Source organism: Rhizobium sp. BK008 (assembly GCF_014197345.1).
GTDB classification, from domain to species: Bacteria; Pseudomonadota; Alphaproteobacteria; order Rhizobiales; family Rhizobiaceae; genus Rhizobium; species Rhizobium anhuiense.
The window spans coordinates 40,653-63,526 of record NZ_JACIFK010000003.1; the positions used below are offsets into that span (position 1 = coordinate 40,653).

Annotated in this window: 23 protein-coding genes and 1 pseudogene; 6 read left to right on the plus strand and 18 right to left on the minus strand. The window is 61.1% G+C overall.

Going from position 1 to position 22,874, the window contains the following annotated elements; all coding sequences use genetic code 11:
• Positions 1-108 precede the first annotated feature (108 nt).
• The 4 genes from FHT69_RS14870 to FHT69_RS14885 all read right to left on the minus strand — a co-directional run bounded on the left by FHT69_RS14870 (position 109) and on the right by FHT69_RS14885 (position 3,182).
• The gene (locus tag FHT69_RS14870) at positions 109-273 is read right to left on the minus strand and encodes a DUF1328 domain-containing protein (protein WP_028756510.1); all 165 of its coding nucleotides are present in this window, start codon (positions 271-273) and stop codon (positions 109-111) included.
• 99 nt (positions 274-372) lie between these two features.
• Positions 373-963, minus strand: a complete 591-nt coding sequence (locus tag FHT69_RS14875; RefSeq protein WP_028756509.1) for a hypothetical protein — start codon at positions 961-963, stop codon at positions 373-375.
• A gap of 103 nt (positions 964-1,066) precedes the next feature.
• Positions 1,067-1,459, minus strand: coding sequence for a VOC family protein (locus FHT69_RS14880; RefSeq protein WP_097630932.1), 393 nt, complete (start codon positions 1,457-1,459; stop codon positions 1,067-1,069).
• A gap of 100 nt (positions 1,460-1,559) precedes the next feature.
• Complete coding sequence (locus FHT69_RS14885) at positions 1,560-3,182, minus strand: ABC-F family ATP-binding cassette domain-containing protein (RefSeq protein WP_127430110.1); 1,623 nt, start codon at positions 3,180-3,182, stop codon at positions 1,560-1,562.
• 204 nt (positions 3,183-3,386) lie between these two features.
• Here FHT69_RS14885 and FHT69_RS14890 point away from each other — a divergent pair, with 204 nt between their 5' ends.
• Both FHT69_RS14890 and FHT69_RS14895 read left to right on the plus strand, forming a co-directional pair.
• Positions 3,387-3,716 carry a DUF6665 family protein gene (locus FHT69_RS14890; protein ID WP_049813404.1) on the plus strand — a complete coding sequence of 110 codons (330 nt, stop codon included), beginning with the start codon at positions 3,387-3,389 and terminating at the stop codon, positions 3,714-3,716.
• A gap of 119 nt (positions 3,717-3,835) precedes the next feature.
• Complete coding sequence (locus tag FHT69_RS14895) at positions 3,836-4,705, plus strand: aldose 1-epimerase family protein (protein WP_097630930.1); 870 nt, start codon at positions 3,836-3,838, stop codon at positions 4,703-4,705.
• Between the two features lie 39 nt (positions 4,706-4,744).
• Here FHT69_RS14895 and FHT69_RS14900 read toward each other — a convergent pair whose 3' ends face one another.
• Together FHT69_RS14900 and FHT69_RS14905 are read right to left on the minus strand one after the other, a co-directional pair.
• Positions 4,745-6,334: a DHA2 family efflux MFS transporter permease subunit gene (locus FHT69_RS14900; RefSeq protein WP_183905563.1), complete on the minus strand. Its 1,590-nt coding sequence runs from the start codon at positions 6,332-6,334 to the stop codon at positions 4,745-4,747.
• 23 nt (positions 6,335-6,357) lie between these two features.
• Positions 6,358-7,542, minus strand: coding sequence for an HlyD family secretion protein (locus FHT69_RS14905; RefSeq protein ID WP_097544679.1), 1,185 nt, complete (start codon positions 7,540-7,542; stop codon positions 6,358-6,360).
• A 135-nt stretch (positions 7,543-7,677) separates the two neighbouring features.
• Here FHT69_RS14905 and FHT69_RS14910 point away from each other — a divergent pair, with 135 nt between their 5' ends.
• Complete coding sequence (locus FHT69_RS14910) at positions 7,678-8,325, plus strand: TetR/AcrR family transcriptional regulator (RefSeq protein WP_047613259.1); 648 nt, start codon at positions 7,678-7,680, stop codon at positions 8,323-8,325.
• 66 nt (positions 8,326-8,391) lie between these two features.
• Here FHT69_RS14910 and uxuA read toward each other — a convergent pair whose 3' ends face one another.
• Both uxuA and FHT69_RS14920 read right to left on the minus strand, forming a co-directional pair.
• Positions 8,392-9,579, minus strand: coding sequence for a mannonate dehydratase (gene uxuA, locus FHT69_RS14915; protein ID WP_183902952.1), 1,188 nt, complete (start codon positions 9,577-9,579; stop codon positions 8,392-8,394).
• 43 nt (positions 9,580-9,622) lie between these two features.
• A complete protein-coding gene (locus FHT69_RS14920) occupies positions 9,623-10,345 on the minus strand; it encodes a GntR family transcriptional regulator (protein ID WP_028756500.1) in 723 nt (240 codons plus the stop codon).
• Positions 10,346-10,511: 166 nt separating this feature from the next.
• Between FHT69_RS14920 and FHT69_RS14925 the strand changes: the two genes are divergently transcribed.
• A complete protein-coding gene (locus FHT69_RS14925) occupies positions 10,512-10,916 on the plus strand; it encodes a DUF2934 domain-containing protein (protein ID WP_028756499.1) in 405 nt (134 codons plus the stop codon).
• 39 nt (positions 10,917-10,955) lie between these two features.
• A complete protein-coding gene (locus tag FHT69_RS14930) occupies positions 10,956-11,207 on the plus strand; it encodes a hypothetical protein (RefSeq protein WP_028756498.1) in 252 nt (83 codons plus the stop codon).
• 137 nt (positions 11,208-11,344) lie between these two features.
• On the opposite strand, the gene FHT69_RS14935 is transcribed toward FHT69_RS14930, so the two are convergent.
• Together FHT69_RS14935 and FHT69_RS14940 are read right to left on the minus strand one after the other, a co-directional pair.
• The gene (locus FHT69_RS14935; RefSeq protein ID WP_028756497.1) at positions 11,345-13,339 is read right to left on the minus strand and encodes a polysaccharide biosynthesis protein; all 1,995 of its coding nucleotides are present in this window, start codon (positions 13,337-13,339) and stop codon (positions 11,345-11,347) included.
• A 123-nt stretch (positions 13,340-13,462) separates the two neighbouring features.
• On the minus strand, positions 13,463-14,029 hold the full coding sequence (locus FHT69_RS14940; protein WP_028756496.1) for a sugar transferase: 567 nt from the start codon (positions 14,027-14,029) through the stop codon (positions 13,463-13,465).
• Between the two features lie 109 nt (positions 14,030-14,138).
• On the opposite strand from FHT69_RS14940, the pseudogene FHT69_RS14945 reads away from it, so the two are divergent.
• Positions 14,139-14,219, plus strand: a pseudogene (locus tag FHT69_RS14945) (EamA-like transporter family protein); the annotation flags it as partial.
• A gap of 141 nt (positions 14,220-14,360) precedes the next feature.
• On the opposite strand, the gene FHT69_RS14950 reads toward FHT69_RS14945, so the two are convergent.
• The 8 genes from FHT69_RS14950 to FHT69_RS14985 form a co-directional block, all read right to left on the minus strand.
• Positions 14,361-15,521: an amidase family protein gene (locus FHT69_RS14950; protein ID WP_183902951.1), complete on the minus strand. Its 1,161-nt coding sequence runs from the start codon at positions 15,519-15,521 to the stop codon at positions 14,361-14,363.
• Positions 15,522-15,533: 12 nt separating this feature from the next.
• On the minus strand, positions 15,534-16,241 hold the full coding sequence (locus FHT69_RS14955; RefSeq protein WP_097630923.1) for an ABC transporter ATP-binding protein: 708 nt from the start codon (positions 16,239-16,241) through the stop codon (positions 15,534-15,536).
• On the minus strand, positions 16,234-17,991 hold the full coding sequence (locus FHT69_RS14960; protein WP_312865531.1) for an ABC transporter permease subunit: 1,758 nt from the start codon (positions 17,989-17,991) through the stop codon (positions 16,234-16,236). The genes FHT69_RS14955 and FHT69_RS14960 overlap by 8 nt, the downstream gene beginning before the upstream one ends.
• A complete protein-coding gene (locus FHT69_RS14965) occupies positions 17,984-18,817 on the minus strand; it encodes a branched-chain amino acid ABC transporter permease (protein ID WP_183902949.1) in 834 nt (277 codons plus the stop codon). The genes FHT69_RS14960 and FHT69_RS14965 overlap by 8 nt, the downstream gene beginning before the upstream one ends.
• A 51-nt stretch (positions 18,818-18,868) precedes the next feature.
• Positions 18,869-20,017 carry a substrate-binding protein gene (locus FHT69_RS14970; RefSeq protein WP_028756475.1) on the minus strand — a complete coding sequence of 383 codons (1,149 nt, stop codon included), beginning with the start codon at positions 20,015-20,017 and terminating at the stop codon, positions 18,869-18,871.
• 29 nt (positions 20,018-20,046) lie between these two features.
• The gene (locus tag FHT69_RS14975) at positions 20,047-20,892 is read right to left on the minus strand and encodes a nitrilase family protein (protein ID WP_028756476.1); all 846 of its coding nucleotides are present in this window, start codon (positions 20,890-20,892) and stop codon (positions 20,047-20,049) included.
• Positions 20,893-21,080: 188 nt separating this feature from the next.
• Positions 21,081-21,704 carry an ANTAR domain-containing response regulator gene (locus FHT69_RS14980; protein WP_028756477.1) on the minus strand — a complete coding sequence of 208 codons (624 nt, stop codon included), beginning with the start codon at positions 21,702-21,704 and terminating at the stop codon, positions 21,081-21,083.
• Position 21,705: 1 nt separating this feature from the next.
• Positions 21,706-22,839, minus strand: a complete 1,134-nt coding sequence (locus FHT69_RS14985) for a transporter substrate-binding domain-containing protein (protein WP_028756478.1) — start codon at positions 22,837-22,839, stop codon at positions 21,706-21,708.
• Between the last annotated feature and the right edge of the window lie 35 nt (positions 22,840-22,874).

Genomic DNA, 22,874 nt, shown 5'->3' on the forward strand with positions numbered 1-22,874 from the left:
GTTTCATTCTGCCTTAGCGCAGAATTTTTAACTGCCCGCATCCCGGCACCAGTAAAAGAAAAACCCGGCGATGAGTTTCGCCGGGTTTTTCTACTTGATCTGTCCGCGTTATACTTTTCGCATTAGGCGCATGACGATCGATACGACGAACAGCACCAGGAAAATGAAGAACAGAACCTGGGCAATGGAAGCTGAGGCCCCTGCGATGCCGCCAAATCCGAGGACGCCGGCAATCAAAGCCACAACGAGAAACACCAGAGCGTAATAAAGCATCGCAATCTCCTTTTACGTTGCTGCGGAGATAACGGAGGCCGCCCCATTTGGTTCCCGTCGGCCTTGCCGCGGGTAGATGCACCGTCGCGCCGACCCCATTCAGCCGAGATGAAAGACGCCGTTATATGTCCGATCACCTTCATTCGGTTCGGGAGGTTCGGCCGCATCGAGATAGGCCTTGAGCGGGCCGGTCAATACGAACCAGATGCTTGCTCCGAGCATGAAATAGGCTCCCACCGGATCGTCGATGCGGGCGATGAACGGAAGGCAGGCGGATGCGAACAACACGATGATGCGCACCGACCACTCCGCCTCGCGTTTGGCGATGGCGCGCGCTCTCAGCGACTTGTATTCCCGTGCGCCGTAACCGCCTCCCCCTGCCTTTACCGCCGAAAGCAGCTTTCGCACGGAGGGCAGCGCCAGCATGACCAGTGCGGCAATGCTGAGCGCGAAAGGCTTGCCGGACACGACCTGCCCGCTCGCGATCAGCAGAAAGGAGAGCACGACGAGATTCCATGTCGGCTCCAGCAGCTCCGGCGGTTGCCGCGTGCGCAGATGCCAACTCCGCAGCAAGCCCGCCGCGCCGTGCAGTAGCGGCTGATCGATATAGCGATTGATCCAGTCCATGCCGATGCGCCCGTCCCCGATTGCATGAAGAGGGCTCCGAACACCACGGAATTTGGTCATCATCGTGGCGATAGCCGCCGAATCTGTTCTTCGCGTGAACGAAACTTGCCGAGACGCATCACAGTCGCAAAATCTGAAGGCGACCTCGGAACGCGGCGACACCAGCTTAGCGCAACTCCTGCGCGACCTCCCAGACATGGCCCGACGGATCCGCAAAGGCCGCCGTCCGGCGGCCCCATGGACGATCGACGGGACCATTGAGCAGCGTTACCCCGAGTTTGCGCAGTTCTGCGCAAACTGCATCGACATCATCGACCTTGATCGTCAGCAGTACGCGTGCCCCCGAACCGGGGGGCGACACGGCGGATGGCTCGACCAGCTGAGGCGCTTGCGCAGCATCGAGCAAGTTGATCATCGTTCCCGAGAATTTCAGCACGCAGGATACTGCGTCCTGATAGACGACATCAGGTGCAAAGACCTTTTGGTAGAAAGAGTTGGCCTCGTCGATATCATCGACGAACAGGGTGACGACTTCGATCCGATCCAGCTGCATAGGCATTTCTCCTCCGTTGCTCCAAGCGGCCAACGATATCGCTGGCCAGCTCTTCACTGGTCGTTTCGACGCCGACGGTTTCGACATGCCGGGGCAAAAATACCGGTCAGCTTCGCAGGCCGGGCGCCTCCTGGCCGGTGCGCGCCACATATTCGGTATAGCCGCCGCCATATTGATGGATGCCGTCGGGCGTCAGCTCCAGCACCCGGTTGGAGAGCGCGGCCAGGAAATGCCGGTCGTGCGATACGAACAGCATCGTGCCCTCATATTGCGACAGCGCCTTGATGAGCATTTCCTTGGTGTCGAGGTCGAGATGGTTGGTCGGTTCGTCGAGCACGAGCAGGTTCGGCGGGTCGAACAGCATCATCGCCATGACGAGGCGCGCCTTCTCACCACCTGACAGCACGCGGCACCGCTTCTCGACATCGTCGCCGGAGAAGCCGAAACACCCGGCCAGCGCGCGCAAGGGCCCCTGCCCCGCCTGAGGAAACCGGTCTTCCAGCGCTTGGAAGACGGTATGCTCGCCGTCGAGAATATCCATGGCGTGCTGGGCGAAATAGCCCATCTTGACGCTGGCGCCGAGAGCCACACTGCCTTGGTCAGGCTCGGCGGTGCCCGTCACCAGCTTCAGCAGCGTCGATTTGCCGGCGCCGTTGATGCCCATGATGCACCAACGTTCCCGCCGCCGCACCATGAAATCCAGCCCCTCATAGATGCTTCGACTGCCGTATTTCTTATGCACGTTCTTCAGGTTGACCACGTCCTCACCGGATCGCGGCGCCGGCTGGAACTCGAAAGAGACGGCCTGGCGGCGCTTGGGCGGCTCCACCCGGTCGATCTTCTCCAGCTTCTTGACGCGGCTCTGCACCTGCGAGGCATGCGAGGCGCGGGCCTTGAAGCGCTCGATGAACTTGATTTCCTTGGCGAGCATTGCCTGCTGGCGCTCGAACTGAGCCTGCTGCTGCTTCTCGTTCTGCGCCCGCTGCTGCTCGTAGAATTCATAATCGCCGGAATAGGCCGTCAACGTGCCGCCGTCGATCTCGATGATCTTGGTGACGATGCGGTTCATGAATTCGCGGTCATGCGAGGTCATCAGCAGCGCGCCCTCGTAACCTTTCAGGAACTCCTCCAGCCAGATCAGGCTTTCCAGATCCAGATGGTTGCTCGGCTCGTCGAGCAGCATGACGTCAGGACGCATCAGCAGGATGCGGGCGAGCGCCACGCGCATCTTCCAGCCGCCCGATAGCGCGCCGACATCGCCGTCCATCATCTCCTGGCTGAAGCTCAGGCCCGCAAGCACTTCGCGGGCGCGGCCCTCGAGCGCATAACCGTCCAGTTCCTCGTAGCGCGCCTGCACCTCGCCGTAGCGCTCGATGATCTCCTCCATATTGTCGGCCTGTTCGGGATCGGCCATGGCGGCTTCGAGCTCGCGCAATTCGCCGGCAACGATGCTGACGGGACCTGCGCCATTCATCACCTCGGCAACGGCGCTGTGGCCGGCCATCTCGCCGACATCCTGGTTAAAGTAGCCGATGGTGACGCCCCTCTCGACGGAGACCTGCCCCTCATCGGGCTGCTCCTCGCCGTTGATCATCCGGAAGACGGTCGTCTTGCCGGCGCCGTTCGGACCAACCAGGCCGATCTTCTCGCCTCGATTGAGGGCCGCGGACGCCTCGATGAAGAGGATACGGTGGCTGAGCTGCTTGCTGATATTTTCGATACGGATCATGATTTGCGCGGCGCCTGGAGAAGGAGATTTTGGCGCGCTTATGCCATGCAAGGAAACCGCAGGATAGCCCTGTTTCCTGTCCTCTCGATCAAGAGTACGACGCCGAAAAGCGAGAGCGGATTTCGGACGGCATCTTGCTCACCTTCTTTAATTTGGTACAGGATTGGATATTATCGGAACTCACGCCAACGGAGACCTGTGCCAATGAGCGTTCGTCCGCCGCAGTCCTTCCGACAATCCCAGCACGATAAAAGCGGCTTCAACGTCCTCGAATACGAGCTGATGTCGGAACGCGCGGATTCGCTCGGACGTCACGGGCTGAAGGTGGAGGCGACACTTGCCGCCCTGAAGGCCTGGGCTCCCGATCACCAGACCGCTGAGGAACGCGAGAGGCTTCTCAATGAAGCATCCGACGCCGTCTGGGCATTCTTCATCCAGCGTGAGATATGCGGGTTGCGGAACAACCGTGACGCTATTCAGCGCTACGGCATTCCGAATGAAGTGATCGCGAGATTAGGCGCGGTGCGGAAATAAGCACCGCGACGGCACTTCTATTGTCATCGTGGCTGCCGTCCCGCCTCTCTCTATGGGGTGGAAATACCCGGTGCGGAAGGGTATGGCTTGGTGCCGCACCAATGCGAAAGGGAGCCGCGATGCCAAGCTCAATCCGGATCGGGAATCAAGATCTCGCCGTCGAAGTCTCCTCGCTCGGCGCCGAGATGCAGGCGCTGACGACAAGCGACGGACGCTCGTGGTTATGGACCGGCGATGCGGCCTTCTGGACCGGGCGGTCGCCGATCCTGTTTCCGATCGTCGGCAAGGCGCCGGACGACAAGATAGCGATCGACGGCGCGGTCTATCCGATGTCCCAGCATGGCTTTGCCCGCCGCAGCGAATTTGCGCTTGCGGCATCCACCGCAACGATGTGCCGCTACGAACTCATCGCCTCGGAGGCGACGCGGGCGGTTTATCCCTTCGATTTTCAGCTGGCTCTGGTGCATGCGGTGGAGGGCCGGGCGTTGACGGTGACGACGGAGGTCACCAATCGCGATCAGAAGCCAATGCCGTTCGGCCTCGGGTTCCATTCGGCTTTCGCCTGGCCGCTGCCCGGTGCTGCCGGGCGCAACCATATCGTGACGCTCGACAATAAGGGGGAGCCGGGTCTTGTGCGGCTGGCGGGTGGCCTGATCAACCCTGCGCCTCTGCCCTCGCCGTTTGATGCCGGCCGGCTGGTGCTGGATCACGCGATGTTCGAGCAGGATGCGATGATCTTTCCGAGTGGGGCTGGCGAAGGCTTGAGTTATGGCGCCGAAGGCGGGCCGGCCATGCAGTTCCATTTCGAAAACCTGCCTAATCTCGCGCTCTGGACCAAGCCGGGTGCGCCTTTCCTCTGCATCGAGCCCTGGCATGGAACGGCCGCGGAAGCTGGAGCATCGCGCGAGCTTTCGGCGAGGCCGTCCACCACGATACTGGCGCCGGGCGCTGTGGCCCGCTTCGCCTTTACGGTCGAAATTCCGCAATAGTGAGAGCGCTCGCCGGGAAGGCGGGCGAGCGCTGTCGTTTCAGTGAGCGCCGGCGCCACCACCGGCACGCGGTTTTTGGGTGAGCAGCAGGGCGACGGCTGCGATGGCAAGAACCACGCCGATAACGGCGAAGGTATCGCTGAAACCCATGATCAGAGCCTGGCGTTTGACGACCTGACCCAGCGCCACGACGGCCTTCTGGGCTGCGACGGCATGGTCGGAGACGCCGTGCGACAGGAAGTAGCCTGTCATCTGGTCGAGGCGATTGCGGACTTCGTCGCGGCCGAGCGTCACCGACTGGCCGATGATGTTGGAATGGAACTGCTCGCGTTTGGTCAGCACCGTGCCGAGTGTCGCCGTGCCTACGGCGCCGCCGAGATTGCGCAGCATGTTGGTCAGGCCGGAAGCGGCGGCGGCATCTGCAGGTGCAATGCCGGCAGTGGTGATGGCGGTGATCGGGGTCAGCACCAGAGCCTGGCCGATGGCGCGGACAATGTTGGGGATCCAGAACTGATCGCCCGCGGTATCGGCCGAAAGCATGATGTTCATGAAGCAGCTGATCGCAAAGATCGAAATGCCGAGGAAGCCGATGTAGCGGGCATCGAAGCGCTTCATCATCATCGGCACGAGCGGGATCAACAGCAGCTGCGGCAGGCCGGTCCAGGCCAGCACGTTGCCGATCTGCTCGGCATTGTAGCGCTGCACCTGGCCGAGATATTGCGGCAGGATATAGACGGTGCCGAAAAGGGCGACGCCGACCAGCACGTTGACCGCAACGCCGATGCCGAAATTGCGCTGCTTCAGCAGGCTGAGCTTGACCAGCGGCTTCTTCACGGTGAGCTCGATCCAGATGAAGGCGACGAGGAAGACGACGGCGAGGATGCTGAGCTTGACGATAAAGGGCGAGGAGAACCAGTCCTCCTTGTTGCCTTCTTCAAGCACCGTCTGCAATGCCGACAAACCGATTGCCATCGTGACGATGCCCGGCCAATCGCCTTCCCTCAGCAGGCCGAGCTGCATCGGCTGCTTGTCGAGCGTCAGGGCAAGGGCGACTGCCATGATGGCACTCGGGATGGCGTTGATAAAGAAGATCGTCTGCCAGCCGTAATTTTCGGTGAGATAACCGCCGATGGTCGGGCCGATTGCCGGCGCGAAAGTGACCGAAAGCGCGAAGATCGCCAAGCCGAGCGGCTGCTGGTTCTTCGGCAGCTTGGTCAGCACCATGGTGAAGGCCATCGGGATCAGCACGCCGCCGGCAAAACCCTGCAGACCGCGCAGCAGGATCATCGTGCCGAGATCATGGGCGAAGGCGCAGGCGATCGAAAACAGCGGGAAGAGGATCGAATTCACCAGGATATAGCGGCGGAACGAGAAGACGTTGCTGAAATAGGCCGTCAGCGGAATGACGACGATCTCGCCGATCAGATAGGAGGTGGAAATCCAGGCGCCGTTGTCGACGCCTGTTCCGATCCCGCCCTCGATGTCGAGAAGCGAGGCATTGGTGATCTGAATGTTGAGGATCGCCATGAAGGCGCCGATCATGCCTGCGAGAACGGCGATCCAGTCCCGGGTGCTAGCCCCGGTCCTTTGTTGCGGAACGGCGATGGCTGTTGCTGTGATGGTGGACATGACACAAACTCCTCGCCGCTGGCCTAGCTGCGATCGTTCTTGGTATTGATATCAGGCTGAACGGACATGCCGGGGCGCAGATCGCCGTTTGCGGCGGCATCGCCGTCGAGCAGGATCTTCACCGGAATGCGCTGAACGACCTTGGTGAAGTTGCCGGTGGCGTTATCGGGCGGCAGCAGCGCGAATTCCTGGCCGCTTGCCGGAGCGAGGCTGTCGACATGGCCGTGATAGGTGCGGCCGGGGAACATATCGACCTCGATCTCGACCGGCTGACCGGCCCGGACGTCGGTCAACTGCGTTTCCTTGTAGTTGGCGATGACATAGGCAGCCGTCGTCGGCACGACCGACATCAGCTGAGTGCCGGCCTGGACATATTGTCCGACGCGCAGCGTCCGATTGCCGACGGTGCCGTCGACCGGGGCTGTTATCGTCGCATAGGAAAGGCTGAGCTCGGCCTGGCGCTGGACGGCCTGGCTGCGCGCAAGAGAGGCCCTCGCCTGGGCAAGCTCGGCATTGAGAAGATCGACCTGCTTGACGGCGGCATCGAGCGAGGCGCTGTCGCGCACGATGGTGGCCTGAGCGGCGGCGATCTGCGAGGCGGCCTGCTGGGCGGTCTGGACCGGGGCATAACCGCTGGTGGCAAGGTTCGAATAACGCTTGTTGTTCTGCTCGGCGAAGGTCTCGTTGGCGCGATCGACGTCGACGGTCGCGCGGGCCGCAGCGATCGTCGACTGCTGAATCTCGAGCGACGCCTGCTTGGCGCTGACGGTAGCTTCCGCGGCAGCGACATCGGCCTTGGCCTGATCGAGGGCCGCCTTGAAGTCGCGATCGTCGATGCGGGCAAGCGGCTGGCCTGCCTTGACGGTCTCGTTGTCCATGACGAGGACCTCGGCGAGATAGCCGGAAACCTTCGGGGCAATCGTGCTGTTGTCGGCCTTCACATAGGCATCGTCGGTCGAGATATGGAAGCGGCCGACCGTCCAGTAATCATGGCCGTAATAGGCGCCGGCGGCGATCAACACCAGTGCGGTGGCGCCAAGTAGCAGCGAGCGGCCGCCGCGCTTGCGGGCGGGCTTTTCCTCGGCAATCGGAGCGGCGGCTTCGGCGATGCGCGGCCGCTGGCCCGCGTCCAGGCTGGCCGGGGCGGCTTCGGCGACGGTTTCGGGAGCAGCGTTGTTGTTGAGGGCATGCAGCGTCTTGATGGTCATTGTCTTTCTCCGGATGACGGTCGCCGTCTCTTGGGCTGCGGCCTCTGAAGTCAGGTGGAATCCTAATTAGGAAACTTGATATTTTCCAAAATATGCTCTATAAAATCGATGTCAACAAGAATTTGGAAAATTGCGATGGTCCAAAATCAACAAATCGAGAAGAGGCCGCGCGGCAGGCCGCAGATACGCTGTGACGACGACACCAAGGGTCTGATCATCAAGGCAGCAAACACCCAGTTTCACGAGAATGGCTACGCGGCGGCAAGCATCGCCACGATCGCCCAGGAGGCCGGTGTTTCCACAAAGACCCTCTACCGGCTGTTTCCGACCAAGGCCGATCTCTTCGCCAGCATGATCTCCGAGCGTATCGTCGGTTTCCTGCTTGCGCTCGATCCCGCAACGCTCGCCACTGCAGACCTGAGGGACGGGCTGGAGCGCATGCTGATGGCCTATGGCATGCTGTCGCTCTCGGACGAGACGGTCACCATCATGCGCCTCGTGATCGGCGAATCGGACCGCTTTCCGGAGATCGCCACGTCCTTCTACGAACAGGCGATCCTGCGCACCAATGAGCTGATGGAGGACTGGCTGCGCCGCCAGGTCGAGCGCGGCCTCATTGCGCTCGACGATCCGCATTTGGCCTGCGGCATGCTGCGCGGCATGATGGCCATGGAGCCGCAGCGTGCGGCGATCCTGCGCCAGGAACCGCCGCCCAAGATCGAGGCGATCCAGGCGCGGGCAAAGATGTGCGCCGATCTTTTCTTGAAGGGTTGCGCGCTCTGAAGCGTCCTTCGGGCTTCAGAGCGCGATAATTTCCGCCGAAGGGCGCTGCGCGAACAGGGGACGCCCTCAGTTCGGCGGGGCGCCCAGCGCATGCAGGATGCCGCGCAGCTCGGCAAGGCCGCGCATGCGGCCGATGGCGGGGTAGCCTGGTGTGACGACCTTGTCGAGATCGTCGAGCATGCGGTGGCCATGGTCCGAGCGGAAGACAATGGTGTCCTGCGCGCCGCGGCGGCGGTCTTCCGCCACCAGTTCCCGGAGGACCGCGACCATATCGACGTCGCCTTCCAAATGCGCGCTTTCATGGAACGTCCGGCCGTCGCCTTCGCGCGTCGTGGCGCGCAGATGGGCAAAATGAATGCGCGAAGCAAAACGCCGGGCGATCGCCGGCAGATCGTTTTCGGCGCGCACGCCGAGACTGCCGGTGCAATAACACATGCCGTTCGCCGATGATGGCACCGCATCGAAAAGAGCGGCATAGTCATCGGCCGTCGAGGCGATGCGCGGCAGGCCGAACAGCGAACGCGGCGGATCATCGGGATGCAGCGTCAGCTTGACACCGCGCGCTTCGGCAGCCGGCGTCACCGCCTCCAGGAATTCGATCAGATGCCGGCGCAGCCTGGCGGCATCGATACCGCTATAGGCGACCAGCTTTTCGCGGAAGGCCGGAATGGTCAGAGGTTCGGTGGTCGAGCCAGGCAGAGCCGAGGTGATGATACGGGTGATGTCGGCGATCTCGTCGTCCGACATCGCCTCGAAGACGATACGCGCCCGTTCGCGGTCCTCCGCGGAATAGTGCTGCGCCGCATCCGGCCGTTCCAGAATGAAGAGATCGAAGGCCGCGAAGCGCTCGTGGTCGAAGCGCATGGCGGTGGCACCCGTCGGCGTCACGAAATCGAGTTCGGTGCGGGTCCAGTCCACCACCGGCATGAAATTATAGCAGACAATCGGAATGCCGCAGGCGGCCACCGCTTCGAGGCTGGCGATCCACGCCTCGATTTCGGCTTTGGCCTCCCCGCCCTTGCGTTTGACCGCGTCGGGGATCGGGATGCTTTCGACGACCGACCAGACGAGCGGCGAACGGTCGCCAGGCGTCGTCTCGATCAGAGACTGGCGCTCGCGCACTTCCGTTTCCGTCCAGGCCCTGCCGATCGGCACCTGATGCAGCGAAGAGACAATATTCGTCGCACCCGTCTGTCGGACGTCATCCAGCGTCACCGGCGCTTCCGGTCCGAACCATCTCCAACCCTGTCGCATCCTTCTTCCTTCCCTCGCCTTTTCGTTTCATGTTGGCCTGCCGTCAGCAGAAATAATCGGGGTAACGTGCGCGCAGTTCGTCGACATCGGGAATGACGGCGCTCAGGTGATGGGTCATCGCGCTGCGTGCCGCCACCGCATCATGGGCGGCGAGCGCATCGCGGATGATCATATGTTCGTGCACCACATTGTCCATGCGCCCGAGAACCGGCAGCGTCAGCCGTCGTGCTCGGTCGAGCTGCACCTTGACCGTTTTCAGGGTCGCCCAGATGCCGGGATAACCGGAGATCTGTGCGATTGCCTCGTGAAAGGCCTCATCGTCCTCATGGAAATTCGAGGCATTGCCGGCCGCAGCATGGGTCTGCTGCCGCGCGATGATGGCGTCGAGACGGGCAATGTCTGCGGCGGTGGCGGTAAGGGCCGCGGTCTCGACAGTCGCGCCTTCGAGCGCCTTGCGTACGACGACCGCCTCGGGGATCGCCGAAACCGGCACCCGCGACACGACGGTGCTCGACTGCGGATAGATATCGACCAGTCCGCCTTCGGAAAGCCGGAGCAGCGCCTCACGGACCGGCGTGCGGCTGACGCCGAAATCATCGGCGATCCGCTTTTCCTGCAGCAGCATGCCGGGCGGCATTCGCAATGACACGATGTCGGCATGCAGGCGCTCGTAGATTGCGCCGGCCGCGGTGATACGGCGCAATCTGCCGGCAACCTCTTGCGGGGCCGGGACGACCAAAACTTCGGTTTCTGATGCCTGCCGCATAACGATACCGGGACGCTGAACCTATCTGGCATACTAGTATATTAGTTTTATCCCCATGCCAAGACTCACTGCGGTCGAGTGACGGCATGAACCTGACGAAATCAGAAGCAAACTTTGTTTGGAACTTAGGTCGGTCGAGTTGGTTGAGAAATCCAAGGAGGCGCTCATGAAAAACCCAGCACGACGCAAGATACGCGAAAGCGCGACCGACGGTGACCGGCCGGAAGTTCCGTCCGCGACGAAAACAAGCGGACGGAAGATGGCTCGGCGAGCCGCAACCGATATCAACAAGCAGAGCGTCGCGTCGCCGGCAGCCACCCGCGAGGAGGAGATCCGAAAAAGGGCCCATTCTCTGTGGGAGAAGGAAGGAAGGCCGGACGGCAAACATCAGCATCACTGGAGCCTGGCTGAACATGAACTCGATGCACAGCAGGGCGAGGCTGACAATCCTCCAAGCCTTGCAGCATTGCGAGAGGCCTCACGCGAACATACGGATGCATTCCTCGTCAAGACGGATCTCGAAGACGCGGATCAACGCGAAGCCTCCCCCGGCACACGCGAGCAGGATTGAATTTTCTGCTTCGCGCCACTCTCAGGAAAGGTCCTCGACATGGCCGACAAACAGAACTTGAACGCCGGATTCACCGGCACGCCCACCGAGCAGCCGGAGGGATTGACCAAGGTCGCGAAGTCGGCCGCCAACGAGGTGAAGCGCGAGGTCTATGCCGTCGCCTCCGGCGCGAGGGATCACCCGCAAGCAGCAAGCGCATTGTTGCTCGCCACCGGCATGCTGGCATTCGGCCTCGGTTACCTCCTCGGTCGATCATCGGCGGAAAGTTCGACTCGCGCATACTGGCGATAATAACGGACAGGTCGATGAAGCACATGCATTGGCTCTTCAGCTAGCCCACTCGGCTGTCCACAACGGCTTTCCGACCGTGGGAACAACACCGGCGTTCGCGGCTGAGCGTCTGGCAGCCGGACGAGCTGCCGGATGTCTCAGGCGGCCGTAGTGGTTTCGGCACCGGTGAACGCGAGATCCGAGACCTCGCCCGTTGATGAATAGCCAGAGACGAGCTCCGCCAACATCGACCGCGCTGCGGTCATATCGTTCCGATCCAAGACGACATTGAGTGAGGTGAGCTTTTTCGAAAGCTCCGGCCAGAAGAGGAAATCCTCGCGCGCCTTCATGATCCGGGGATGTTCGGTCGTTTCTGGATTATCCCCGATCAACAGTTCTTCATAGAGTTTCTCGCCGGGCCTGAGGCCGGTGACGGAAAGCTCGATGTCCCCTTCGGCATTGTCCTCGTCGCGAACCGTCAGCCCGGAAAGCTCCACCATCTTGCGGGCGAGATCTGCGATGCGAACGGGCTCACCCATGTCGAGCAGGAAAACATCTCCGCCCTCGGCCATCGCGCCAGCCTGGATAACGAGTTGCGAGGCTTCCGAAATGGTCATGAAATAGCGGGTTATATCAGGGTGTGTCAGCGTCACGGGACCGCCTTCCTTGATCTGCTGCCTGAAAAGCGGCACGACCGAACCGGAGGAGCCAAGGACGTTTCCGAAACGCACCATGGAGAAATTCGTTTGCAGTCTGTCAGTCGTCGACTCTGCTGCGAGCGCCTGCAGAACCATCTCCGCCAGCCGCTTGCTGGCGCCCATCACATTTGTCGGACGCACGGCCTTGTCGGTGCTGATCAGCACGAAATTCGAGACGCCGTTCTTGTTCGCCGCGCGTGCCGTGACCAGCGTCCCCATGACGTTGTTCTTGATGCCTTCCACGGCATTATGTTCGACAAGAGGCACATGCTTGTAGGCGGCGGCATGATAAAGCGTCTGAGGTCGCCAGCTCTGCATGATATGCTCGATGCGATCCTGATCACGGACGGAACAGAGAATCGGGACAATCTGCAGATTTTCATGCTTGTACAGTTCGGCCAGCTTCTGCAGCTCGGCATGGATATTATAAAGCGCAAACTCATTCTGATCGACGAGGATCAGGCTGGAAGGGCTATTACGCAAAATCTGACGGCATAATTCGCCGCCGATCGAGCCGCCAGCACCCGTGACCATCACAACCTTGTTGCGCATCGCCTTGTCGAGCAAGGCCTGCCGCGGCGCAACCGCTTCTCTTCCGAGCAGATCTTCGATCTCCAGTTCACGGATGTCGGAGACGGCGATACGCCCCTGAGCCAGGGCCGTAAGATCCGGCAATGTGCGAACGTTCACCCTGGCTGTGCGAATATGCTCCAGGATTTCGTTGCGGCGCTGCCGCGATGCCGATGGAAGAGCAAGAAGCACATTGTGCACGCCAAGCGTTTCGGCGATCACCGGAAGATCCGAGGGATCGTAGATCGGCAGGCCGCCCATGATACCGCCCTTGAGGCGCGGATCATCGTCGAGATAGCCGACAACATTGAGTTCGGCACTGTTCGTCAGGGCACCCGCCAGCTGCCGCCCGGCACTCCCTGCCCCGTAGATCAGCACCTTGGCGACCGTATTCTTGTTAAGGATGCGCTGGTAGGCATCCCCGAGCCAGTAACGGATACCCAACCTCGACAGGCCGATCCCGATCAGCAGCAGGAAGGGCTGGAGAATGCCGACGGTTCTCGGAACGCCCGGGACGCTGAGCGCCGTAAATATCGTCATGAAGGCGACGCCGTAGATGGCAATGGCCTTCAGAACTGCGATGAAAGCCGCCAGGCCGGCATAACGGAAGATCGCCCGATACATGCCCATGACGATGAAGATCGGAAGTGCCATGCACAACGAAACAAAGACCGGCAACCACTGCACGCCGGTCAGCACCGTCCATTCGTTCAGGCGGAAGCAATAGGCGAGCCAGATCGTCAGAATGCAAAAGCAGGAATCCACCAGCAAAGCCAGTGCGCGTTTGGCAACACGCGGCATCGCCAGGAGAGGAGCGACGAGCGCTTGCATCGGCAGTAACAACCATCCTGAGCGCGGCGTCCCAGCGGGGGTATTTTCAGGCATTGCTTACCAGCGTCTCGCAGATCAATCAGACAACCACCTTCTTGTCACTTTCTCCAACGAGCGCAACTGAAATAATCGGAAATCAAGGCCTTCTGCACCGCTAGTCTATCAGAAGTAGGTAACTTAATGCCTGATACCCTTGCGGCGAATGACCTTCTCGGCGGTCAAGAACAGGATGCGCATATCGAAGCCGAATGAGCGCCGCTCGAGATATTCGACATCGAATTTCACCTTCTCCGGGATCGGCAATTCGTCGCGCCCGTTGATCTGCGCCCATCCCGTCAATCCAGGCAGGAGCTTGTCGACACCGTGCGCCGTGCGCAACTCCATCAGATCATATTGGTTGTAGAGCGCCGGCCGCGGACCGACGAAGCTCATCTTCCCCTCGAGAATGCACCAAAGCTGCGGCAGTTCGTCGAGGCTGGATTTGCGCAGAAACGAGCCGATGGGTGTCAGAAACCGATCCGGATTGTCGAGCAGATGCGTGGCAACCGTCGGCGTGTCGACACGCATGCTCCGGAATTTCGGCATCAGGAAGATCTGGTTGAAACGACCGATCCGTTTTGACCAGTAGAGAACCGGTCCTGGCGAGGTTAAGCGAACACAAAGAGCGACGATCAGGATCGGAACGAGCAGGACCACCGATGCAAGCAAAGCCAGGAAAAAATCCACCGCCCGTTTCAAACCCATGCTCCGCAGCTCTTCCGCCCCACCGACGACCATCCGCCATTTGCGTTTTCGCCTTGCCGTATCGTCAAAAAGCGTTTCGCGTCAACTGCGGGACGCAGTGTTTCCGCAGTTTGTGGCGGCGGGCAGTTGGGCGATTGCCCGCATAGGTGCGGTCAATTCGGCTCTGCTGATCATCGGTGGCCAGATGGTCGGGCGGCGCGAAGGCGGCAGCACGCAATAGCCAAGCGCCATGCCGCGATTCCGGTGCCATTGCTGCGGCAATTTCATCGGCCGGTCGCAAGTCACGGGGACGGATGGACGGCGGGAAGGCCTCCCGGCCGCATTTGCTCTTTCACTCAGCCCTTAATCGCCCGGCCACATTCATAAGCATCCTGTCGGCGCTCCTTGCGCCTAACAAGGAAAGCGAAACTTTCCCCAGGTAACCGGCAATTGGAAAAGCCAGTTGCGGACAGCCACTAAGGCCCGAAAGACACAGAAGCTCGATGCAGGCGGAACGGAATCTAGCGAAGCTTTCTGCGCCGGCATCGCGCGCTGGCGGGCTCATGGCCAAGGTCGGAAGAGCGACAATCACATCTTCGCACAGCAATCGGTCGATCTCCGCGGAAAAGAGCTTGGCGATCGCACGTGCCTCACGCACCTCCTCGTCATCCAGACGAGATCCTGACAGAAGGCGCGCAGCAATATCGGGAGCAATGGCTTCCGGGCTCCGCTCGAAGAGTGTTTTGTTGCTGTCCCAGGCTTCCCTTTGCAGGATGGTGATGAACGCCGAAGCAAGGTCGGCGAGGCTGAACGAGGAGATCGCATCTATCCTGCGGACAGGTATGGCCGCCGATCGAAGGCCGGCGATCATCTCGTCGGCAACCGCGTCGTCGATGGTTGCGAAGATATCCGCGGAAATGAGGATAGATGATGGTCGGTCATCTGCCGCGGGCATGCCGACGGCGCTCATCACCGCAGCCATTGGTTCCAGGCTTCTCGTCATGAAACCCGGCACGTCAAAGCTTGGCGCCAGCGGACGCAGTGCCTGGTTGTCGAGGCTTCCATGTGTCGGGCGCCAGCCGATGAGGCCGTTGACGGCGGCCGGCAGCCGGATGGAGCCGGACGTGTCTGTTCCAAGCCCGATATCCGCAAGGCCCGCGGCAACCGCGACGGCCGAGCCCGACGACGACCCGCCGGGGATGAGATTGGGATCGCGCGGATTGATCGGCATGCCGAAATGGATGTTGCCGCCGATCAGGGAATAGGCGAGCTCATCCGTATTGGTTTTGCCGACGAAGCAGGCGCCGGCATCGAGCAGCGTCCGGACCAGAGGCGCCGTCGATGTCTTGATGCCGGAGGCAGCGAGTACCGTGGCGTTGCCGGCCGCTGTGGGATAGCCGGCAACGTCGAAAAGGTCTTTGACCGCCAGTCGAAGGCCGGAAAGCGGGCCGATGGCCGCGTGCCCGACATCTGCATCCGGATAGGGTATAAAAGCGCTCCATGGGTCTCGCACTTGCGCCGGCCCCTAGATCTTCAGATGTTGCAGGACACGGGCGCGGCTCTCCGGACCATTGAGGCTTTCGTCTTCGATCGCCCCGAGTTTGAGAATGGCCCAGCGGTCCGCCACCGAAAGGGCAAAATCCAGATTCTGTTCGACCAGCAGGATGGTCGTGCCGCGCTTTTCGCGGTCGTCCCTCAATGCCTTGGCGATGTTCTGAACAACGGAGGGCTGCAGACCTTCGGAGATTTCGTCGATCAGCAGCAGTTTCGGACGCAGCATCAGCGCCCGCGCGAGGATCAGCATTTTCTGCTCCCCGCCCGACAGCGTGCCGGCTTTCTGTGCCAGCCGATCCCTCAGGAACGGGAAATAGGCGTAGACCCGCTCCAGGGCAGATGCCAGATCCCGATCGCCTTTGAGCGCGAGGCGCAGATTGTCGCGGATGGAGAGGTCCTGAAACAACGGCAATTCCTGAGGGGCGTAGCCGATGCCGGAAGCGATCAACTCGGCGGGCTTCCTGTCGGTGATGGCAGCGCCATCGACCTCGATCTTGCCCTTGCCGACGCGCAGGAAGCCAAGGATTGTCTTCAGCAGCGTCGTTTTGCCCATGCCGTTCTTGCCCATGAGGGCGAAGATTTCGCCGGGCCGGATGGCAAGCGACACGCCATTGACGACATCCACCGCGCCATATCCGCTCGATACGCCGCTGAGTTTGAGTTTGAACGCGTCAGCCATGGGCGCCTCCTGCGTAGATGGTGCGAACCGTTTCGGAATTGACCACGTCATTCACCGTGCCGTCGAGAACGAGCTTGCCCTGGTGGAGAACCACGATGCGACTCGATATGTCGCGCACGAAATCCAGATCGTGTTCGACCAGGATGGCGGCGAAACCCACCTCGTCCGTCAGTTTCTTGAGGATGGCTCCGATGGTCATGCGCTCGGTCTTGGTAAGACCCGCCGTCGGTTCGTCGAGAAGAATGATGCGTGGTTCTAGAGCGACGACCATCGCCAGTTCGAGAGCCTGCCTTTGACCATGCGACAGCAGCAAGACCGGCTTGTCCAACATGTCGGCCATGCCGGTGAGCGTCAGGATCTCAGCTGCGGCGGCCGGCAGCATGATCTTGGCGAGCGATCGCATCGGACTGGGTGTCTCGCGGCTGAAACGCGCCATCTTGAGGCATTCGCCGATGGTCATGCTGTCGAAGATGCTGGCAACCTGGAATTTGCGGCCGACGCCGAGGGCGACGATCCGTTCCGGTGCATGACCGGCGATATTCGTGCCGATGATATCCACTTGACCTTCGATCTGCTGGGTACCGTCCGACAGGCAACGCATCAGCGTGGTCTTGCCGGCGCCATTGGGGCCGACCAGGCTGACGAGTTCTCCGGCGCCGATTTCAAGGTCGATGCCCTTGAGGACGGAGAGGCTGCCATAGGACTTGCCGAGACCGCGGATCGACAGAAGGCTTTTGCCTGCCAACGGACCGTCCTCGGCGACGATGCGCGTCGGCAAGGACGTCAGAGTGCTGCTGGAGTTCGTCGACAGCAGGAATCGCGTCACCAGGGAAGCGAGGCCGCCCGGCAAAAGGATGATCATGGCGACGAAGAGCGCACCGATGATCAATTGCCACAGGAAGGGCAGATCGCCCGAAAGGCTGGCGCTCAGATAATCGATGCCGATTGCGCCGAACAAGGGTCCGATGATCGTTCCCCGGCCACCGAGCGCCGTCCAGACGACGAGTTCGGTTCCGAATACGAAGCCGGTATTCTCGGGTGCGACGACACCGGATGCGTTGGCATAAAGGAAGCCGGCCAGGCCGCATACGCCAGCCAGAACGGCCGTCAGGACGATCTTCAGCCGAGCGGGGTTCATGCCGAGATAGGCGATGCGGGCTTCGTTGTCGCGAATTGCAACGAGCAGACGGCCGGCGTCCGACCGGACGAAGATGATGGCAAGAACGGCCAAGACCAGCAGGCACGCGCCCGACAGGCGAAAATAGCCAGGAAGCCCGAGCGGGAGGGTTTCGTAACCAACAAGGCCGCTCGACGAACCGGTCCAGGTGCCGCCGGAAAAGATGAGTTGGGTGACGACGATCGGCACCACGAGCGAGATCACGGTGGCATAGAGCGGTGTCGATCCGTGATAGAACGACAGCCAGCCGACGGCGAGGCCAAGCACGAGCGGAACGAGCACGGCAGCGACAAGGGCGACGACGAAAAGCGCCGGGCTTGCGCCGATATGGGTGAGAACCATGGCGGTGGCATAGGCGCCCACGCCAAAGAATGCCGCCTGCCCGAAGGTGAGAACACCCGTATAGCCCCAGAGCAAGTCGACGGTAATCGCCAGCATGGCGTAGATCATCGAACGCGTCAGCACGTTGAGGCTGAAGCGGCCGAGAAACATCGGTCCGAAGACGATCAGCAGGAGAGCCGCGAGCGCCAGCGTCAGAAGAAGGACAAGCCGGAGTTTTTGTCTATTAGGCACGGGCAAATCCCTTCGGACGTATGCGCAGTGTGATCGCGCAGAGGACGGCCACGGTGATGCCGCCGAGGATTGGGCTGAAATAGGTGCTGACGAGCACTTGGGCGGCCCCGAAGATGAGGCAGGCGGCAGCAAGCGCAGTGAGAGAAGAGCCTGCGACCATCACCAGCATGAAGGCGCCTGTCAGCCAGGCGACGCCCATATTGGGATCGACGCTGGTCAGCGGCGCGAGCAGCACGCCGGCAAGGGCCGCAAGGCCGGTGCCGATCATGAAGGTCGCGAGCCGCACCTTTTCGGTATCGATACCGAGCCCGCGCGCCAGGGTTTCGTTCATGATGACTGCCCGGGCGGAGAGACCAAGCCTTGTCCCATCGAGCAGCAAGGTGAAGCCGAGACCCAGACAGATGGCGGCGACAATGGCGAAAAGACGGTAGGCCGAGTAGCCGGTGCCAAAGAGATCGAAGGTGCCCGGCAGCAGCGCCGGCGTGAACTGCACGTCGCGGCCAAACCACAGCGTGATCAGCTGGCCGATGACGATGCCAAGGCCCCAGGTTGCAAGAATGGCGTCGAGCGGGCGGCGATAGAGAGGCCGTACGATGAACCGTTCGGCAACACCGCCGAGGATCGCGCCGATCAGAAACGCAAAGGGGATGGCAAGCCATGGATTGAGACCGAACCCGCTGACGACAACAGCGCAGTAAGCCCCGATGGTCAGCCATGCGCCATGCGCGAAATTGATGATCTTCAGCACGCCGAAGATCGCAAGCAGCCCGGCGGCAACGATGAAGAGAATGGCCGCAGTGCTGACGATATCGAGAAAGAGCGTCATTTCTAGAACTCCGATGCTGGAGGCGGGGCGCCCTGCCCCGCCACGCTGGTTTCAGAGATTCGGGCACTGATCGCCGGGATCGACGTCCTTGAAGCTATCGACGACTGCAACGCTGCCGTCGTCCTTGACCTGGCCAAGATACATCGTCAGCGGCGCGTGGTGCTGCTTGTTCATGGAGATCTTGCCGCGCGGACCGGTGAAGGAGACGTCAGGAAGGGCTTTGAGCACGTCCGCCGTATCCGTGCTGCCGGCCTTTTCGACGGCTGCCTTGTAAAGGTAGATCGCTTCATATTGCGGCACGGAGAGATCGTTCGGCGTGCGCAGTTCCTTGCCGAACTTCTTGTCCATGGCCGAGAGAAAAGCCTTGTTTTCCGGGCTGTCGATGCCGGTGACGTAGGAGGCCGAAAGGAAGATGTCCTTGGCATCCGCGCCCATGCTCTTGGCGGTGCCTTCGTCGACCGCGAGATTGCCGTAAGGCAGGGTGACGCCAGACGAACGCAACTGCTTGGTCAAGGTCACGTTCGGTGCGCCGCCGGCCGTCGAGGTGATGATCGCATCGGCGCCGGAGGAGCGGACCTTGGAGATGATGGCCGTCCAATCGCTGCCGTCGATCGGCAGATATTCCTCGCCGACGATCTGAGCACCGGCTTTTTCGATATAGCCCTTGGCGAAGGTCAGCATGCCGCGTCCGAAGGCATAGTCCGAACCGATCAGGAAGAACTTCTTTGCGCCCTGTTTGCTGATGAAATTGTCGACGACAGGCGGCACCTGCTGTTCTGGAACCCAGGCATCGACGAAAAGATTGGCGTTGCAGGATTTGCCTTCGTAGAAGGACGTGTAGATGTATGGCACCTCACCCTTGGAAACGATCGGCAGGCCGGCATTGCGCGCAGCACTCGTCTCCATGGAGATGATGACGTTCACCTCCTTCTGGAAAACCAGGGAATCGAAGGCCTTTTGCGCGCCGGCCGCCCCTGATGCATCGTCGGCGATCTCAAGCTCCAATGGCCGCCCGAGCACGCCGCCTTTGGCATTGATTTCTTCGACGGCGAGCTCCGCAGCTTGGACGACGGACGGCGCAACCACGCTGTTTGCGCCTGAAAGCCCGACCGGCACGCCGATCTTGATCGGATCCTCGGCGAAAGCTGCGGTGGCGAATGCCGCAGATGCCAGTGTAAGGATTATGGTTTTCATTTGCATTTTGTTCCCCTTTCTTGAGTGGATTGACATTACCCGTAGACATCGGCTCGGCGGTCGCCGAGCAGATGATTGAAGCTGTTGAGCGTGCGGGTTTCCGTCACGCTCGACAGATCGATTTGCGCAAGGAGGATTTCCTCGCGATCGGCACTGGCCGGACCGGAGATCGGCCAACCCTGCGGGCCGACGATCAGGCTGCGGCCGATGAAGGACTGGCCGCGCTCGATGCCGATCCGGTCGGCGCAGGCGATGTAAAGGCCATTGGTGTGGGCGGCCGCCTTATGGAGGATATTGGCCATCGGCTCGGGAACGCCTTCGGCACCGGCCATCGGGACCCAGTTGGTGGGCACGCAGACCAGCTCGGCGCCGGCCAGGGCCAACTGACGAAACGTTTCCGGAAACCAGCCATCGTAGCAGATGGCAATGCCGATACGGCCAAAAGGCAGGTCGAATATCGGCAGTCCGAGATCGCCTTTTCTGAAAAGACGGTTTTCGTTGTTCCACAGATGGAGCTTGCGGTATTTGCCGATATATCCCTCGGGGCCGCAAAGAAGAGCACTGTTGTAAAACCGGTCGCCATCCTGCTCGGCAATGCCGCTGACGATGTAAAGGCCAAACTCCTCGGCAAGGCGGCGGAGCGTCTCGGCACTCGGGCCGCCGGGTACCGGGCCGGCCAATGCGGCAACCTCCTCGCCGTCACGGAAGGTGTAGCCGCTATCGGCCAGTTCCGGCAGAACGACGATCTCCGCGCCTTGGGTCTTCGCCGCCTTCGCCAGCCGCTCGATAGCCGCGAGATTACCGGCGCGATCACCGATGATCGGTTCGAACTGGACGGTTGCGACGGTTACCGCCCGTGCGGTTGAGGTCTTGACACTCAATCTTGTCTCCAAACGCAAAAAACCTCTGGCACGGAATTCAATCCGTGAACCAGAGGCTACATAGCCATGATGTGAATGCGGCAGCCCTGCCGCTGAGCAAACCTGCTCGTTGTCTTTAGGCTTGCACGAAAGAATGTGACCGTCAAGCCGCGTCAGCAGGCATTTTCAGCGACGCAAGTGCTGGCAACTTAAGGTTGAGTTTTTGCGCCGATGGAAAGTCCGAGGCTTTTCATGGTGTCTTGCGCGGCAATGATGGATTCGGCGATCGTCGCCATCGGAACGCGCTTTGACGTCGCCTGATCGCGCAAGAGCTTATAGGCCGCGGCCTCGTCGAGACCATTCATGGCCCGCAGCGCTGAAACGGCTTTTTCGACCAGCCGGCGACTTTTCAAGGTTTCCTCGAGTTTCTGCACCTTGCCGGCGAGCCGCTTTTCGTAGCTCTGCCGATAGCGTGCAAGCGCAAATTGCGTCAGGATGCCGAGCGGCCGCAACGGTTTGCTGATAACGCCGTGGGCGTTGAGATCGATGATCGCCTGGAGGGCTGTCGGGCTCTCATAGGTCACGATGGCGATGATCGCCGTCTGCTGGAGGTCGATGATCTCAAGCGCGTGCTCGACATGCACATCCTCGACATGCAGGAAGACGGTGTCCACGTCGGGAGGCAAGGCTGGCGGAAGCGGCCAGGTGGCCCGGACCTCGCAGCCAAGGCGCTTGAGGTGAGCGATCAGCACGTTGCCGTCCTCGTCACGCGGATGGACAACCAGAACGCGTGCGCGCCGCAGATCCTGAACGATCCTGCTCGGTCCCGCCATCTCAGGCCTCCAGCCAGACGTCTTCGAACCTCGACGCCGTCAGATACGGGTCCGGCCGGATCGGGCCAGGCGCCTGCCAGGCAATGTCGAAAAGCCCATCGGCGCGCGCCACGCCGATGCGGGGATGCAACCAGAGGTGGCGGGTATCGGCGTCGAAGTTGATCCGGCCCTCTGGAGCAAGATAATCTTCCAGAAGGATTTCTTCGGAAATACGATGGGTCTCGAGCGAGCCGGCCCGGGCAAGTGCGCGGGCGAAAAGGTGAACCTGCGCATAGGCCGGCTGCGACCAGACGCTCGTGGTGAAGTCCTGGCCGAAACGGGCTTTGAATGCCCCCACGAAGCGCTCGTTCGCCTCGTTCTCGACCGTCTGGAAATAGGTCGCCGAAAGAATATGGCCGGTGCAGGCGTCGGCTCCGATCTCGCGAATCTCACTCTCGGCCATGGTCAGGCTGGCAATCGGAACCCGCGTCCGATCGATTCCGGCCTCGGCATACATGCGGTAGAAACGCTGCGCCGGCCGGCCGATGATCGTCGAGAAGATGGCATCGGGCTTGAGACGGACGATATCGGAAATCACCGAACGCAAGGTCTGTTCGTCGGCATGAAGAGGAAGATATCGCTCGCTGACGACTTCACCGCCCTTTGCCTCGACCACATCCCGCATGACCCGATTGGATTCCCGCGGATAAATATAATCCGCGCCGACGAAGTAGATCCGGCGTCCATGGTGGCGCAGAAGGTATTCCGCAAGCGCGAAGGTGTTCTGATTGAGGGTGGCGCCGGTATAGACCACATTCTCCGAATATTCGAAACCTTCGTACATCGACGGATAAAACAGCAGTCCGTTGTGCCGTTCGACGATCTGCAGCACCGCCTTTCGGCTGGCCGACATCGAGGCACCGAAAATGATATTGACGTCGTCATCGGCGAGCAGGCGCCGGGCCAGATTGCGATAGGCGGTTTGGTCCCCGCCCGGATCATAGGCGATCGGAACGATGGGCTTGCCAAGCACGCCCCCCGCCGCATTGACTTCCTCGATCGCAAGTGCGGTGCCAAGAAAGTGCTCGGTTTCCGTAATTTCGCTAATTCCGCTTCTGGAAAACAGCACTCCCACCCGCCATTCGGAGCTTGTCATCTTTGCCTTTTCCGACGTGTTGGAGGTTCGAAAGC